14 protein-coding genes are annotated in these 16,271 nt (G+C 56.8%); 3 read left to right on the forward strand and 11 right to left on the reverse strand.

Annotated features, from left to right (window positions below):
* Window positions 1-608: 608 nt before the first annotated feature.
* Complete coding sequence (locus FKG94_RS18675) at window positions 609-1,328, forward strand: hypothetical protein (protein ID WP_142928442.1); 720 nt, start codon at window positions 609-611, stop codon at window positions 1,326-1,328.
* Between the two features lie 106 nt (window positions 1,329-1,434).
* On the opposite strand, the gene pobA is transcribed toward FKG94_RS18675, so the two are convergent.
* The 7 genes from pobA to FKG94_RS18710 form a co-directional block, all read right to left on the reverse strand.
* Entirely contained in the window at window positions 1,435-2,601 is a 1,167-nt protein-coding gene (gene pobA, locus FKG94_RS18680; protein WP_142928443.1) for a 4-hydroxybenzoate 3-monooxygenase, read from the reverse strand.
* An 11-nt stretch (window positions 2,602-2,612) separates the two neighbouring features.
* Window positions 2,613-3,620: an amidohydrolase family protein gene (locus tag FKG94_RS18685; protein WP_142928444.1), complete on the reverse strand. Its 1,008-nt coding sequence runs from the start codon at window positions 3,618-3,620 to the stop codon at window positions 2,613-2,615.
* A gap of 11 nt (window positions 3,621-3,631) precedes the next feature.
* Window positions 3,632-4,327 carry a 4-carboxy-4-hydroxy-2-oxoadipate aldolase/oxaloacetate decarboxylase gene (locus FKG94_RS18690; protein ID WP_142928445.1) on the reverse strand — a complete coding sequence of 232 codons (696 nt, stop codon included), beginning with the start codon at window positions 4,325-4,327 and terminating at the stop codon, window positions 3,632-3,634.
* Window positions 4,328-4,386: 59 nt separating this feature from the next.
* The gene (locus FKG94_RS18695) at window positions 4,387-5,256 is read right to left on the reverse strand and encodes an amidohydrolase family protein (protein WP_142928446.1); all 870 of its coding nucleotides are present in this window, start codon (window positions 5,254-5,256) and stop codon (window positions 4,387-4,389) included.
* A 74-nt stretch (window positions 5,257-5,330) separates the two neighbouring features.
* Complete coding sequence (locus FKG94_RS18700) at window positions 5,331-6,410, reverse strand: 4-oxalomesaconate tautomerase (protein ID WP_246125247.1); 1,080 nt, start codon at window positions 6,408-6,410, stop codon at window positions 5,331-5,333.
* 62 nt (window positions 6,411-6,472) lie between these two features.
* Window positions 6,473-8,842: a TonB-dependent receptor gene (locus FKG94_RS18705; protein WP_142928447.1), complete on the reverse strand. Its 2,370-nt coding sequence runs from the start codon at window positions 8,840-8,842 to the stop codon at window positions 6,473-6,475.
* A 71-nt stretch (window positions 8,843-8,913) separates the two neighbouring features.
* The gene (locus FKG94_RS18710; RefSeq protein ID WP_142928448.1) at window positions 8,914-10,269 is read right to left on the reverse strand and encodes an MFS transporter; all 1,356 of its coding nucleotides are present in this window, start codon (window positions 10,267-10,269) and stop codon (window positions 8,914-8,916) included.
* 464 nt (window positions 10,270-10,733) lie between these two features.
* Between FKG94_RS18710 and FKG94_RS18715 the strand changes: the two genes are divergently transcribed.
* Both FKG94_RS18715 and FKG94_RS18720 read left to right on the forward strand, forming a co-directional pair.
* On the forward strand, window positions 10,734-11,426 hold the full coding sequence (locus FKG94_RS18715) for a dienelactone hydrolase family protein (RefSeq protein WP_179957709.1): 693 nt from the start codon (window positions 10,734-10,736) through the stop codon (window positions 11,424-11,426).
* A gap of 25 nt (window positions 11,427-11,451) precedes the next feature.
* Complete coding sequence (locus tag FKG94_RS18720; RefSeq protein WP_142928450.1) at window positions 11,452-12,636, forward strand: OsmC family protein; 1,185 nt, start codon at window positions 11,452-11,454, stop codon at window positions 12,634-12,636.
* 7 nt (window positions 12,637-12,643) lie between these two features.
* Here FKG94_RS18720 and FKG94_RS18725 read toward each other — a convergent pair whose 3' ends face one another.
* The 4 genes from FKG94_RS18725 to ligA all read right to left on the reverse strand — a co-directional run bounded on the left by FKG94_RS18725 (window position 12,644) and on the right by ligA (window position 16,176).
* Complete coding sequence (locus tag FKG94_RS18725) at window positions 12,644-13,588, reverse strand: Gfo/Idh/MocA family oxidoreductase (RefSeq protein WP_246125250.1); 945 nt, start codon at window positions 13,586-13,588, stop codon at window positions 12,644-12,646.
* A 537-nt stretch (window positions 13,589-14,125) separates the two neighbouring features.
* Window positions 14,126-14,920 (reverse strand): NAD(P)-dependent oxidoreductase, encoded by a 795-nt coding sequence (locus FKG94_RS18730; RefSeq protein ID WP_142928451.1) that lies wholly within the window; start codon window positions 14,918-14,920, stop codon window positions 14,126-14,128.
* Window positions 14,921-14,930: 10 nt separating this feature from the next.
* On the reverse strand, window positions 14,931-15,770 hold the full coding sequence (locus tag FKG94_RS18735) for a class III extradiol dioxygenase subunit beta (protein ID WP_142928452.1): 840 nt from the start codon (window positions 15,768-15,770) through the stop codon (window positions 14,931-14,933).
* Window positions 15,763-16,176, reverse strand: a complete 414-nt coding sequence (gene ligA, locus FKG94_RS18740) for a protocatechuate 4,5-dioxygenase subunit alpha (protein ID WP_142928453.1) — start codon at window positions 16,174-16,176, stop codon at window positions 15,763-15,765. The genes FKG94_RS18735 and ligA overlap by 8 nt, the downstream gene beginning before the upstream one ends.
* Between the last annotated feature and the right edge of the window lie 95 nt (window positions 16,177-16,271).

Here is a 16,271-nt window from a genome sequence, read left to right on the forward strand (position 1 = left end):
GGCAGCAATTAATCTAATCTTTATTGCATCCCGGAATTGTGATCATTTGTAATCAATTGTAATTTGAGCGCCTTTTCCGTCGTGATGCGTTTGACAAGTGTTGTAAAAATATTCAAAAATCTCTGCGCATACGAGTATTGGATTGGGCGCCGGGGTAAATGCCGTCAGGAAGTGAATACAACACCAAGGAATAAGTCGTTGATATTTATCGAAATCAGGCAAGATAGTTCAAAGGGTGAGCTTACGCCGCTCTATGACTTTTCCATTTGTTCAACCACTGGTAGTTCTTCATCGATTCTCCAAGCTATGCGATAGGGTAAGGAATTTTTGACAATAATGCGCGTAAAGCCCTACCCCGCAATACGGTACCTAATATACATTTGATCAAGTGGTACAGCTTACTGCCTTACAGTATTTAACTACTGACGAGCAGCATTTTTCATCTGTGTCGCTAACATTAAAAATTTTCACTTTAACGCCTATTAGTCATTTCAATTTCAATGAGAGAATATTGATGATCCGTAAGCTGTTTCACGATTAGCAGTATTGAATTTCGCACGACAGGGGATCTGCTTTTGCTAGACGCGTAAAAGAAGGAGAATAATACGATGAGCGTCACGGATCAGGTGAATTCGCGCCAAAAGCTGGCCGATCTGCATGCAAGTCCTCTACGTGTACTCACCGAGGTTACAACCGCTGTGGATGACCCCGGCGGCCATCGGAGCCGCATCGAGCAGGCGTGTTTTGGATACCACGCGTGCAACGGTATTCGGATAGGTAGTGAGGCTTTCTGCCGCAATACCAACGGCACCATGAACTTCGATCCGATCCGGGTCAAAGTTATTGCCACACCGTCTCGCGCCAGGGGCACGCCAACCCCACAACAGGCCCTGCAGCGGTTCGACACCAGCGGCGGCACAGACTTTTGGATCACGACACAGGAATCCGGCTGCACAGTACTGATTGTGGATTGGGGCAATAATCAGTACTCGATGGCACATTTACAGCCCTACGGGGCCAGTGAATACAATTACTTTTCCCGGCACTTGCTCCCGCATAACACTGATATCGGCGTCAGCCGCGCGGCGTCCTACTTGAGAGATGAGGCGGCCGCAACGATACACAACAGTCGGATCGGCGGCATTGAACCGTTGAGGTATATTCTGGCGCAGTCAAATCACTGGAATCTGGCCGGCGGCGGCCGCATCCAGATTATCGGTGTGCCGCAGGGGTCGGCTTGGGTTTTTTATATCCAGCAACGGGACGCCGCCGGTACGATCAGTGTCATCCAACCTCAATGGGAACACTGGCGCTGGTATCAGCCCTAGCAGGCTACCACGAGCTAGCGAGTCGGGTCGGCATTGCAGTGCGGCATTTTTCCGCGACGACATACGCAGCCCGGCTGGGTGCGCCGGGCATCACCGGCAGCGGTTCTTAATCCAACCCCACAAAGTTTTCCGCAACTGTTGTCATGCCCGCCCGGGAACTGGTCAGGTAATCAATCTCCGCCAGCTTTGCCTTCAATTCAAAAGCGCTGTCACTCAGGCGGTGGAACAACGTCGTCATCCACCAGGAAAACCGTTCCGCCTGCCAAACCCGTTGCAGGCTGGATTGGGAATAATTGTCCAATAGCTCGGTCGTGCCTTTGTCATAGAACGCCGCCAGCCCTTCAAACAGCGCCCGGGCATCGCCGGCGGCCAGGTTCAGGCCCTTGGCGCCGGTGGGCGGCACGATATGCGCCGCATCACCGGCCAGGAACAAACGGCCAAAGCGCATAGGCTCGGCCACAAAGCTGCGCAACGGCGCGATACTCATTTCCAGTGGCGGTCCTGTAACCAGCCGCTCGGCTTTGTCATCGGGCAACATGACTTTAAGCCGCTCCCAAAAGCGGTCGGCAGACCACTGTTTGATATCCTCGTCGATCGGCACCTGGATATAGTAACGGCTGCGGGTGTGCGAGCGCATACTGCACAACACGAAACCGTCTTTATGGTGATTGTAGATCACCTCTTTCGACAGCGGCGGCGTATCCGCCAACAACCCCAGCCAGCCAAACGGATAGGCGTGTTCGTAAACGGTAACCGCCTCCTTGGGTACCGACTGACGGCACACGCCGTGAAAGCCATCGCAGCCGGCGATGTAATCACATTCCAGCGCTACCCGCTCACCATCATGGATGAAGGTCACTCGGGGGTTATCACTATAAAAATCGTGAGGCTGCACCTGCTCGGCCTGGTAAAAGGTGGCGGCGCCGGCCGCGTCCCTGGCCTCCATCAAGTCTTTGGTCACCTCCGTCTGACCGTATACCATCATAATCTTGCCGCCGGTCAACTCGCTGAAGGGAATGCGCCGCGACTGGTTGTCGAAGCAGATTTCAAAGCCGTGGTGGACCAGACCCTCCTGATCCATGCGCGGGCCCAGCTTGGCCTGACGCAGAGTGTCGACCGTGGACTGCTCCAATACACCGGCCCGAATGCGGCCCAAGACATGTTCCCGGCTCTGGTTTTCAACAATAACGTTATCAATTCCCTGATTGTGCAAAAGCTGGCCCAGCAGTAAACCGGCCGGACCCGAACCTATAATGGCAACCTTCGTTTTCATAATTTAACTCACTATTTTGGCAGACGGCTGAACACCTGGCGGGCATTGCCCTCGAAGATACGAACCTTGTCGCTGTCCGATAAACCGCTGTTGTCGATATAGCGCCGCGTATCATCAAAGTAGTGGCCGGTTTGCGAGTCGATACCGCGCACCGCCCCCACCATTTCCGAAGCGAACAAAATATTTTTTATGGGAATGACATCCAGCAGTAAATCAATGCCGGGCTGATGATAGACGCAGGTGTCGAAATACACGTTGTTCATCAACAACTCATCGAGCGGCGGCAGTTTCAACATGTCGGCCAGGCCGCGGAAGCGCCCCCAGTGAAACGGCACAGCACCGCCGCCGTGGGGAATAATAAACTTGATGGTGGGAAAATCCCGGGTCACCGTAGAGGTCATCAACTGCATAAAAGCCGTCGTATCGGCGCTGAGATAATAGGAGCCGGTACTGTGGAAGGCGGGATTACAGCTACCGCTGACATGAATCATGGCAGGCACATCGAGTTCCGCCATTTTTTCATAGATGGGATACCAGTAGCGATCCCCGAGCGGCGGTGAGGTCCAGTGGCCACCGGAAGGATCGAGATTGAGATTGCAACCGACAAAGCCCAGTTGATTCACACAGCGATCGAGTTCGGCAACACTGGACTGCAACGCCACCCCCGGTGACTGTGGCAACTGGCAAACGCCGATAAAGTTTTCCGGATAAAGCCGGGTCACCCGGTAAATCAGGTCGTTGCAGTGCTCGGTCCAGTGGCGACTGGTGTGGGCATTGCCGATATGATGCCCCATCCAACTGGCCCGCGGCGAAAACAGGGTCAAGTCGGTACCGCGCTCGCGTTGCAGCTTCAGTTGCTGCTGCTCCAGGCTGTGGCGAATCTCATCGTCGGAAATCTGCAAGACACCCTTTTCACCGATATGCTCAGGGTCTTTCTCCAACGCATGTTTCTGGCACTCTCGATAGGCGCCCAGGGCATCGGGAGCGGTCGTGTAGTGTCCGTGACAATCGATAATCATGGCTGTACCCCCTAGTCCAAATCGTCGAGACTGTCGAGGTAAACCAGACCGGCCTGTTCCAGTTTGGGCCGCATGGCATAGAGATCGAGCCCCAGCACACCGTTGGCAAACTGCTCGCGTTTTTCCGCCTCGCGCGCCTCCCGTTCGGTTCCCGCCTGCAACACCTCGGGTGCACGGCGGCGCGGCACTATCACCACGCCGTCGTCATCCGCCACCACCACATCGCCCGGTGTTACCCACTGGCCGGCGCAAATCAGCGGCACATTGACCGCACCGAGCGTATTTTTGACGGTACCGCGCGCAGAAATGGCCCGCGACCATACGGGAAATTCCATCTCCTGCAGTGTGTGGACGTCGCGCACTCCGGCGTCGGTCACCAGCCCCACCACCCCGCGCGCCTGGGCGGAAGTCGCCAGCAGATCGCCGAACATACCGTCGGTATTGGCGGTGGTACATCCCACCAGTAACAGGTCACCCGGCTGGCACAGTTCGATGGCCACATGCAGCATCCAGTTGTCACCCGGCTGGGTCAGCACGGTAACGGCGCTGCCGGCAACCCGGGCGTGAGGATAAATAGGCCGTATCTGGGGCTGCAACAGACCGCTTCGCCCCAGGGCCTCATGGGTGGTGGAAACCCCAAGGCGCCCCAAAGCCTCGACTACTTGTTTATCCGCACGCTCGATATGGCGCACCGCTACCGTCTTCATGGTTACCTCTCACTTCGGTCGCTAAGTCCTTTTATTGGGTTAGTTTTCAGAGTGTTAAGTCAGTCTTCAAAGTCATAGAGCGCCGCCGGATTGTCCACCAGCAGGCGCTGCTGCAATGCCGGGGTCGGTGCGATCAGCGGTATATTGTCCACCAGGGCGCCGTCGTCGGGCATATGGGACTTCATATTCGGGTGAGGCCAGTCGGTGCCCCATAGGACCTGTTGCGGAAACTGCTCCACCAGGTGTCTGGCAAAAGGCACGACGTCCGTATAGGGAGGCCCCTCAAGGGTCAGGCGTTCCATGCAACCCACTTTTACCCAGGTGTCGGGCCGGCTGTCGAGCAACCGGCACAGGCGTTGAAAGTCGGGCTGGTCAATACCGCGACTGACATTGGGCCGCCCCATATGATCGATAATCACCGGGGTGGGCAGGTCGCGCAGCAGCGCTTCCAGGTCAGCCAGTTCACTCGCCTCGAAATAAACCACAATATGCCAACCGAGCGCTGCCGCTAACTGGGCGATACGGAGATAACTCTCGCGGGGCTTAACATCCACAAGACGTTTGACAAAATTAAACCGAATGCCCCGCACCCCCATCCCGTGCATGGCGGCCAGCGCCTCGGCGCGCACTTGTTCGCCCACCACCGCAACCCCGCGGTAGCGCCCGCCACCGTGTTTGAGCATATCGATCATGGCGCTGTTATCGGTGCCGTGGCAGCTTGCCTGTACCAGTACGCTGCGGCTAAACCCAAGATGCCGATGCAACGCAAACAGCGTTTCCTTGGGGGCATCGTGCGGCGTGTACTTGCGCTCGGGAGCATAGGGGAAAAACCGTGCAGGCCCGAAGACATGACAGTGGCTGTCGCAAGCGTTTGGCGGCAGTATGAAGTCCGGCTTTTTCGGTGCCGAATGAAAAGGCAAAAATGTCATCTGGCTATCCAACGGCTAATGCTGCGGATCACGATCTGCACCGGCCATCGCCGCCGGCCAAATCACTCACGCTTTTATTCGGGAATAAAAACCTCTCCCCGGCTGATCAAACGGGCGGTGCGCAAAACGCCGGCTTTGCCGACCTGCGGCGCATCGGGCGGCCCGTCCAGTGTCAGCTCCACCGAGCATTCACCCGATGGGTGTTCAAGCGAAAGACGCCCACCATTGCGGGCCCGGTTCTGCAACATATCCTGCGCAACCGAGCCCGGCAAGACACAGGCGGTACCCACCGATACCGCGCCCAGCACGCCAATGGCAGAATGACACACGTGGGGAATAAAACTGCGGGTGCAGACATCGCCGCCGCACTGTGGTGCGGCAATCAGGGTTACTTTCGGAATCACCTGCCGGCTGACATCGCCCAGGCCCATCATGGCGCCTGCCTGCAGGCGGAGAGATTCCAGTCGTTGCTTGAAAGGGTCGTCGCCGTTGAGGGTCTCTACGGTTTCATAACCGGTTACGCCGAGCGACTCGGCCCGCACCACCACCACCGGCATACCATTGTCGATACAGGTAACGGCTATAGAATCGATAGTGTCGAGGACATTGCCTGTCGGCAGCAGGGCGCCGCATACGGACCCCGCTACATCGAGAAAATTACAGATAATCGGCGCCGCGGTTCCCGGCACACCATCAATGCGGGCATCACCGGCATAGGTGACGCGACCCTGCGGCGTCTGCATGGTCAACTCGCAGAGCTTGCCGGTGTTCTCCATATGCACCCGCACCAGGGTCTCGGTATCGGCAGCCGCTACCAGGCCCCGCTCGAGCGCATAGGGACCGACCCCGGCCAGAATATTACCGCAGTTGGGCGTGATATCCACACGCCCTTCGCCGACCACGACCTGGACAAACAGATAATCAATATCCGCATCGTCCCGCAGCGAGGGGCCGACCACCGCCACTTTACTGGTCAGTGGATGGGCACCGCCGAGGCCGTCGATCTGGCGTGGGTCACGGGCATCGACTCCCGCCATGGCCGCCAATAATACCTGTTCTCGCAAACCCATATCCTGTGGCAAATCCCCGCGGTGAAAGTAGACACCTTTCGAACTGCCGCCACGAATCTGCATATAGGGTATGGCTGTCTGCAAGTCGTACACCTTTGCCGGGGTATAACAGCTTCAGGTCAAGCTGTTATACCCGGCTTTTTACATCAGAAGTTATATTGAGCCTTCAAAGAGACAGCCCGGGTTTCGTCGAGCACGGCGAAACGACCGCCGCCGCCCAGAGGCCCGTTGACCGCGCTGGTGCCAGCGGCAAAAGAGATGGTCTCTTCGTCGGTGAGGTTGCGCCCGACCAGGGATACCCACCAGCGGTTATCAGAGCGCGCCAGGGTAATGGCGGCATCTATCTTGGTGGTTGATTCCTGGGCGCCTTCCGGATCATTGTCGACATTGACCTGGTAATCGTCCGTGTAAATGACCTTGGTGTTCAGCGATAGATCGAAGTCCGGGAAGACATCAAAGAAAACATAATCGGCACCTAGAGTGAATTGTAGCTCAGGCGCGCGGGTGGTTCTTTCGCCGGACAAATCCTGTAGGTTCTGAGTACCGCCAGTCGGAGTAGGTTCTGCTTCACAACCCTCATCAACTGTCTGTCCGGTATAACAACCGGCACCCTCGAAATCCTCATATTCGGCTTCGATCCAGGCGCCGGCATAAGTGAGGGTAAGGGCGTCGCTAACCGCCCAGCCGCCGTCGAACTCAATACCGGTAACAGAAGCCTCACCGGCATTGTTGATTACCTGGGCAATAATTTCCGGTACGTTCTGGGAGATCTGCAAGTCGTCTACCGTGGTTTCAAACAGCGCCCAGTTAAACCGGAAGGCGCCGTTGGCCAGGGTGTGCTTGCCGCCGACTTCCAGGTTAAGCGACTCTTCGTCGTCGAAGACGAAGGTATCATCCAGCACATTCTGGGGCTGGTTGGACAACAGGTTAAAGGCGCCGGACTTAAAGCCAGTCGCAACAGTCGCATACAGCATACTGTTGTCGCTCAAACGATACTGCCCTGACAGGTTGTAAGAAACACCGTCGGAGCTAAAGGTATCTTCGGCCTCGTTACAAATCCTGAAACCTGCTCCGGGACCACCGGTGTTACAGGCGTCACCCCGGTTGTCAAAGGTATAGGCCTCGGAATAGTTGGTCTGCAATGCAAAACCGTCCCGCTCTTCGTCGGTATAGCGCGCACCGAGGGTAACCGTAAACGCGTCGGTTATATCGTAATCAAACTGCCCGAAAAACGACAGATTGGTGGTATCCACCTCACCGAGCTGCTGGCGGCGCAGACTTTGACCAAAAAACGCAGAGAAATCAGACAACTGCTCGAAATCCATCTCGTTATCGAGGTAGAAGACACCGACAATCCAGTTCAGGGCGCCGTCATCGTTGGAGGTCAAGCGAATTTCCTGGGATATTTGCTCAAACTCCTCCTGGTTCGAAATAACCTGGGTCTCACGAGCACTCAGATCGGTATCGATAGTGTTGAAGATATCGGAACTCTGGTAGCCGGTCAGTGAGGTCAACGTAAAGTTGCCAAAATCGTACTCGAGCGTCAGACCGGATACATTAGCCGACAGCTCGAACGGTGTACCGGCATCGTTGTTACCGTGACCGGTGTTGGGATTAAAACCCGCCGGAAAACCTTCCGAGGTCGTTTTACCGTTGAGCTTACAATCATCCCCAAGCGCCGCCAGAACGGCCTCAGGGTTATTACAAAAACTCAACTCGCGATCGACACCATTGCGCTCAAATTCCGCAAACTGGGTAAAAAACTCGGCATCGAATTCATCGCTCGGCGCCCAGTCGATAGTAAAACGGCCGGCCAGATCCTCTTCGTAGGGCTCTGGAGCGTCTGGGCCGTTTTCAACCAGCTTCTCCTGATCGCGGTAGCTTAACGCCAGTCGCGCCCGCACGGTGTCGCTCAGAGGCCCGGACACAAAGCCCTCCATCAAATAGCCTTCGCGCGCTTCAAACTCATAGGTGGCCGTGATACCCGCGGTAAAATCATCCGTGGGTTTGTTGGACACGATATTGATGGCACCAAGCGAGGTATTCTTACCGATAATGGCGCCCTGGGGACCTTTCAGCACCTCTACCTGGTTAATATCCAAAAAGGCGGAACGCCCCAGCCGGCTGCGCGAAATAAACTGGCCGTTGATGACATGACCCACCGCCGGCTCGAAATGCGGGCCAGAGCCGCTGGTGCCGAGACCGCGCACGGTCAGGATATCCGACGCACCGGTGGCCTGGGCATAGTGAAAGTTCGGCGTCGACAATGACAGCGCCTGCATATCGATAATACCGGCTTCCCTCAGCTCACTGCCCTGGAAGGCCAGTACGGAAACGGGTACATCCTGCAGATTCTCCGCACGCTTGCGCGCGGTGATCACAATCTCTTCCAGGATCAGGGTATCACCGCCTGCCCGCACTGACTGAGCGTCGGCGACTGAAGAGGCGCCTATCACCAAAGCCAGAGCACACAGCTTGAACTTTAGCCTTGGACTTTCGGTTGTTAAATGGTTCATGTCATTTATCCCTAAGTAGAGGTTAATTTACTGACTGACTGTCTATTTTCGGTTTAATGAAAGCTGCCAAGCTAGCGGTTGGGGACCGGCTGGCTTAACAACTTGGGACTTTTAATATTGATGGTAAAAAACGCGGCGGCAACCAGGGGAACGGCAAACACCAGAAAATTAGTACTGGTGGTAAAGCCCATACCGATCATAACACCGGCCGCATAGGGGCCGATAATCGCACCCATGCGACCCATACCGATGGCCCAGCCGACACCTGTGGTGCGGGCCTGCGGCGGGTAGATACGTGCGGCTACCGAATAGAGGCTGACAAAACCGCCAAACACCGAGAAACCGATAAGTGCGGTCAGCGTCAGCAAAAAGGGCATGGATAGATTGAGGGAGGCAAACAGCACCATAAAGCCGGCGCCGCCCAGTAAAAACACCATAATCAATTTGGTGATCTTCCAATAAGTCGAGATAAAACCGAGCGCCACTATCCCCAGGGCACCGCCCAGGTTCAACGCCGCACCGGTGTAAATACTCTTATCGAGCGGCAGGCCGGCGTCGGACAGGAGCTTCGGAATCCAGCTGATCAGGAAGTAAAGTGTGCTGAAAGACAGCATAAACGCCATCCAGAGATTTATTGTCATGCGGCGCTGTTCAGAGGCCAGCAAACTGCCGACGCCAATGTCGGACTTGCCGCTCTTGTCGCCGCCGGCCTCCGCCAGCTTTGCAATGGGCGCTACTTTCATCTTGGCGAGCAGGCGATTGATACGCACCAGGCCGTCACCGTTTCTGTTTTTCGCCAGTATCTGCATCGACTCCGGCAACAGCACCAGACACACCGCCAGGGCCACAAAGCCCATCAAACCCGCAGCGATAAAAACCGAGCGCCAGCCGTACTCGGGGATCATACCGACGGCAAAGAAACTGCCGATAACAGCACCGAGAGGATAGGACGCCTGGAGAATTCCCAGACAAAAATTGCGTCGCCGGTGCGGCATAAACTCCGACACCAGCGCGGTGAGACTGGCAAGCATGGCCCCGATACCCAGGCCGGTAATACCGCGCAGGATCACCAACTGCCATACCGAGGTAACAAACCCGGTGACCAGCATACCGACACTGATCAGCGCCACACTGCCGAGCACTATCGGGCGGCGGCCGTATTTGTCCGCCAGCGGGGCGATAAACATGGCGCCGAGCATCATGCCGATCAAGGCGGAGCTGAACACCGCTCCCAATTGATGGGGTTGCAGGCCCCACTCTTCAGCGACCGAGGAAGCTGTGTATGACATGGCCAGCACGTCGATACCATCGAGAATATTCAAACCGCAACATAACACGAGTACAACCAGTTGCATGGGCGAGAAATCTGCATTGTCGATCAGTTTCTCAATATCACTGGAGGAGCTACTCTGGCTGTCGGACTTCATTGTTTTTCAGACTTCATTGAATAGCTCACTTTAACACTTTCCCCCATCGCCTTCGGCGTCATACTGTAAGAGTTGTGCTTATGATCTTTTGTTACTAAATTAGAGAAACTGTCTTGAAACTGTTATCAGGCTGCAACAGGTCTTGCGTGTGTTGGCAACGTCGTTCCCAAAAACCTGTTGGTAATAGGAGATAGTAGAAGAAAAAAAACTTCTTTTCCATACCAACTTTTCCACACAAGCAGAAACCCGCGGCGAAACATTGTTGCCGGCGGGTGTTAAACTTATGTGGAGCGAATGCTTTTATACAATGATATGTTTTTCTATGCCCATGAATTTTAATGACGACGCGGGACTTCAAACTTCCCTTGTCGATATAATGTATAGACATAAACTGACCAAGAATTAAAGGAAGCAGTTATTTAACCCACCCGAAAACGCCAGGGCAGGCGGCGATGAGAAAGCGCATGAGCAACCCCTGCACCGCTACTATCGAAGCGCGAGACGGACACCAACTACAAGGCTATCTAGCGCAACCCGAAGGTCCGGCCGCCGCCGGCCTGATCTTACTGCATGAAATTTTCGGCATCACCGAGTCCATGAAAAAACTTGCACACGAGTATGCCAGCCAAGGTTATCGCGTTATTGTACCTGCGTTATTCGACCGCGTCGCACCCAACACCGTTATCCCTTACGAACAACCCGCGCGCGGCAGAGAAATTGCCGAGCAATGTCGACTGGATCACATTTTGATGGACATTGAAGCTGCCGCTCGCAGCGTTCACGATCGTCCGGCGGCGGTTATTGGTTTCTGCTGGGGCGGAACTTACGCATACCTGGCAGCCTGCGATCTCGATATTAGTGGTGCCGTCAGTTACTACGGCACCCGCATACACGAACATTTACACAAAAAACCCAAACACCCGGTACAATTTCATTTCGGCGAACAGGATGCGCTGGTGCCGGCAACTGTGCTGCAAAAAATACGCAACGCCAATCCCTGCCAATCGTTTTATCTCTATCACGAAGCCGGGCACGCGTTTGCCAATGCAGCGCGCAACAGTTTTCACGCCGCCAGCGCTGCAACAGCTTATAACCGAACCCTGGATTTTTTAGTACGCTTATTCGATAAAGCGGCAAGCAAACCGCCCACCCATTAACCCGCAACGAGACAATGGCCCGGACATGACTTCAACCACAGAGCACAAAGCAACGCCGATCGAGCAGCGAGACACACCGCTGGTATTCCCCGTCGAGCATCCGCAGCACCCGCTGGTGGCGCCGGCAACGGCCGGTCGAGCCGGTATTCGCGTGGCGGCCAGGGCGCTGCCGGGCATGCAGAAAGAAGCCCTGTGCGCCTACGGCCCGAGCGGCACCGTCTGGCGTATGGTTTGCGATGAAGGACCCTATCTCAACGGCACCGATCTGGCACCGCCGCCGCTGGCTTTTTTTTCCGCCGGTATGGCGGCGTACACGGCATCGGCGCTGCGCCGCGAAGCGGCGCGGCAGGAGTGCGAGCTGACCGACCTGCACATCATTCAAGACAATAAATACACCATGGAAGGTTCGGCCCTGCGCGGCACCATGATCGCCGGCGCACTGCCTGTCGGCCTGACAATCGATGCCGAGGTGAGCGACGGCCGCGCCGGCCTGCCGGACCTGGTGCGCGACGCCCTGGTGCTCTCACCGGTGGATGCGCTGATGCGCGATAAACTGGTGGACACCTTCAGCATCACCCTCAACGGCGAGCAGATACCCACCGGCAAGGTGGTCGACAGCCCGGCGCCGGTGCCGGAACCGCCCGCCGCCCTGTTCGACGAGTCCGACCAACCGCAGGCGGATATGTTTCCGGAGCCGCTGATTGCCAAACTGAGTTCCACGGATTCGGTTTTCGAAGCCAACCACGGTGCCGGCGCCGCCCTCAAAGACCAGCAGAAACGGGAGCTGCACATTCGCAGCGACCTGCACTTGCGCAGTGACGGACTCAAGCAAATCCGCGTACAGATCTTCAAACCCATCGGCAGCGTCTTTCAATTCCTGGCAGACGATCCACCCCAAGCCGGCAGCAGCGGCCGGGCGCCCACCGGACTGACGTACCTGTCGGCCGGGCTGGCGTTCTGCTTTATGACACAGATCGGCCGCTATGCCGATATCGCCAAAAAACAGGTGGACAGCTATAGCGTTATCCAGGACACGCTGTTTGATCCGGTAGCCGGCAAAACCCTACCGGTGGATACCCACACCTATCTGGAAACACCCGAGTCCGCCGACACCGCCCGCCATATCGTCGATATGGCGGAGCAGACCTGCTTTCTGCACGGCGCCTGTCGCACGTCGAATAAAACCCGGATTCGGATCAAAGATCTCTGACGGGGGGTTATGCCAGCGCCCGCTGCAACCGGTCCAGCGTCTCCATGGCCGGCAGTGCCTGGGCGACGCTGGCATTAGGCTCGCGCCCGGCGGCAATCGCGGCGGCAAATTCGCGATCGCAGAGTTCAATACCGTCGGTCGATACCGACGGCGCGGATAAGTCGACGGGTTCACCATAGCCATCATGCAGGTCATCGTAACGAGCGACATAGGTGCCGCCGTCGCAGATATAGCGAAAGGTGGTGCCGAACGGGCCGTCGTTGTTGAACGACAGCGACAGGTTACAGATGGCCCCGCAAGGCGCTTTCAACCCCACCGCCATATCCATGGCAATACCCAACTGCGGATGCAGCGGTCCCTGCAACGCGTAGACTTGCGCAGCCGGCGCGCCCACCTGGTACTGGAACAAGTCCACCGTATGGCAGGCGTGGTGCCAGAGCAAGTGGTCGGTCCAGTCCCGGGGCTGGCCGAGCGCATTGGTATTGGTGCGGCGAAAAAAGAACGTTTGCACATCCAACTGCTGCAGCGTCAGTTCTCCCGCCTGAATACGGCGGTGCAGCCATTGATGACCCGGATTAAATCGGCGGGTATGGTTGACCATCGCCACCAGTCCCGTCTGCCGCTGCATATCCACCAGCGCCCGGGCATCGGCCAGATTATCCGCCATCGGGATTTCCACCAACACGTGTTTGCCGGCACGCAACACCTGTAACGCCTGCTGCGCATGCAGTGGTGTCGGGGTCGCCAGAATCACAGCGGCCACATCCGGACGGGCCAGCGCCTCATCCAGGTCCAGCGTCCAGTGGGGAATGCCGCGCGCCTGCGCCAGGGTCTCGGTAGCGGCCGCTGCGCCGCCGGCCAGGGTGGTCACTTCGATATCCGGGATACGCGCAATCGCATCGAGGTGCTTGTTGGCAAAAGCCCCTTCACCGGCCAGGCAAATTTTCAACATCTGCATTACACCTTTGCTATAACCTGTTGATGTTATTTAAGCTGCCTCTGTTGGGTCTGCACAGAATAACAAGGGTAGATGCCCGCAGCGAATGGAGGCACCAAAGCATGTGCCATTCTGAGCAGACCGGAATGGCATTCGCTTCAGGCGCCTACTTTTTGGTGGTGACATTTAAGCGAAAACGTGCCAATTGACCGGTCTGCCTGTGGAAGGGGCTTTCAGAAACACGCCGTGGACCCATCCATGGGGGCTTCCCGACAGCATCCCTGCTGTCGAGAGTTTCTGAAAGCCCCTTCCACAGGCAGACCTAACCTCGGTACTTTTAATCAAGATCGGTAAAGATAGTAATCAAGATCGGTAAAGATAGCGTGAGGGTCGATAAATTGTGCAAATCCCCTTAAGTACCCACCACCAAAAGTAGGCGCCTGAAGCGAACATCATTCTGAGCAGAAACCTTTAAAAGGGTATTCGACCGACTGTTTACCGGGCTTTTCTAAACGGGTAATTCGCCAGCTCGGAAAACCGCGCACCGACGGTCTAACCGGCTCCAGGTATTGCCGGCAAACCCTGCCCGGGAACCTGCCGCAGACTTTCCACAGTGGCATCGGTCATCACCGGCGCTACGCCCAGCTCCTCCAACAGCGCACTCACGCACTGCATCTCGTGCAATCGGCGAGCGGCATGGGGCGCCGTGCCCGCCACCAGTCGACTCAACAACAGCTCGTCGGCAGCGGTGACTTCAGCGCTTAAATTCTCCCACAGCCAGTCGGCACAGCCGGCCGCCTCACCGGCGCGCATGGCTTCGATAACTACGGCAGCCAAACCTTTCATCATGACACTGCGCAACAGCTTGCGGGTCGCGGCTTCGCCCGGTACCGCACTGACAATTTGCACCGGCATGCCCAACGGCATAAACAGATGCGCCCAGCGCCGCGCGCCGGGTCCCGAGGCCAGCGTCGGTGTTCTGAGGCCCTTGCCGGGTACCACGGCCATCAACGCCACATCGACAAAATCGAGTTGCCGCGCGGCCGCGGTGCGACCCATTTCAGCTTTGGTCGCAGCCGCATTCGTGGAAAAATCTGCGTAGAGAGTTCCCGGCGCAATATCGGCGAGCGCTTGCTGCAACGCCGCCGGTGCATCGGCACCCGCCGTCAGTGCCAATATCACGCCGGCCCCCGCCACCGCCTGGCGAGCTTCAGCCATCCGCTCGACGCCGGGTGGTGTAGGTACAGCGGCAGGATCATAGGCGCGCACCCCAACACCGGCCGCCACCAGGTCGGCACCAATCAGCGCCCCCGCTTCACCCAGACCAAAGAGTGCGACATCCGGCATAACGAGGCTTTCAACCGTTCTCGAGGACGATGAGCCCGGCCGCCGTATTGGACGCGGGGACATGATAGTGGCGATAAACCTCTTTGGCATCGGCATTGAGCGCACCGCGCATCACCATCCACATAACCAATTCAACGCCCTCGGAACCCGCCCGCCGGATATAGTCGACATGGGGAATCTGCGCTAACGCATCGGGATCGGCGGTCAGGCCGTCGAGAAAATCCCGGTCGAATTCTTCGTTGATAAGGCCCGCCCGCTCGCCCTGAAGCTGGTGGGACATACCGCCGGTGCCAAACACCACCACATTCAAATCCTCGGCAAAAGACTCAACAGCGGCGGCGATCGCCTTACCCAACTGATAACAGCGGCTGCCGGTGGGAGGCGGGTACTGGATAACGTTGACACACAGCGGAATCACTTTAAAAGGCCAGCGCTCGGGCTGGCCACACATAATGGACAACGGCACCGTCAAACCGTGGTCGACCGGCATCTCATTGACGATGGTCATATCGAACTCGTCGAGAATCAGCGACTCCGCCAGGTGCCAAGCCAGCTCCGGATGCCCTTCGACCGGCGGCACCCGGCGCGGGCCATAGCCCTCGTCGGCGGGCTGGAACTGTGCCCCTACACCCAGGGCGAATGTGGGAATCACCTCCAGGGAGAACGCCGATGCATGGTCGTTGAAGACAATGATAGCGACATCGGGTTTGGCCTCAGCCAGCCACTGGCGCGCTTTTTCATAACCCGAGAACAAAGGCTCCCAGTAAGGTTCGGCGGTCTTGCCGTGATCCACCGCCGCGCCTATGGCCGGCACATGGGAGGTGCCGACACCGGCTGTTATTTTAGCCATCGGCACAACCTCCGGCTGCACTAACCTGTTGGTCCTCTTTATAGGGGCGACCGCCGGCAATCATCATATTTTTAAACTCCGCTTCAGTGATACCCGACATCTGGCCGCCCACGTTCTGCATGGACAGACCATCAAAGATAGCCAACTTAAAGGTGTAATAAATATTGCCGCCAAGGCGCAGCATACCGAGCCAGTCACGCTCGAGCACCGCCTGGCGCTGGGCCGAAGTCAGGGGATAGCGCTTCAGGTAAGCGGCCTCGTCGGCGCGAAAAACCTCTCTGTTTTCCTGCCGGTTAAGGGACATGCAGAACATATTGAGGTGGTAGCCCCGGCGCGAATGCCGGCCGTCGAACACATAGGTGCCAGGAATGTCGCCATATTCAGGCGCTTCGTCTTTACCGCTCATCTATCTGCCCGCCCGTCGTCAAAAGCTGTTTCATTTATTCTAACGTCCCCGCCAATACCCGCCTGCATGGGATTTTCTGAATTATGTATGAAAAT

Origin of the sequence: Exilibacterium tricleocarpae (genome assembly GCF_007004655.1) — a bacterium.
GTDB classification, from domain to species: Bacteria; Pseudomonadota; Gammaproteobacteria; order Pseudomonadales; family Cellvibrionaceae; genus Exilibacterium; species Exilibacterium tricleocarpae.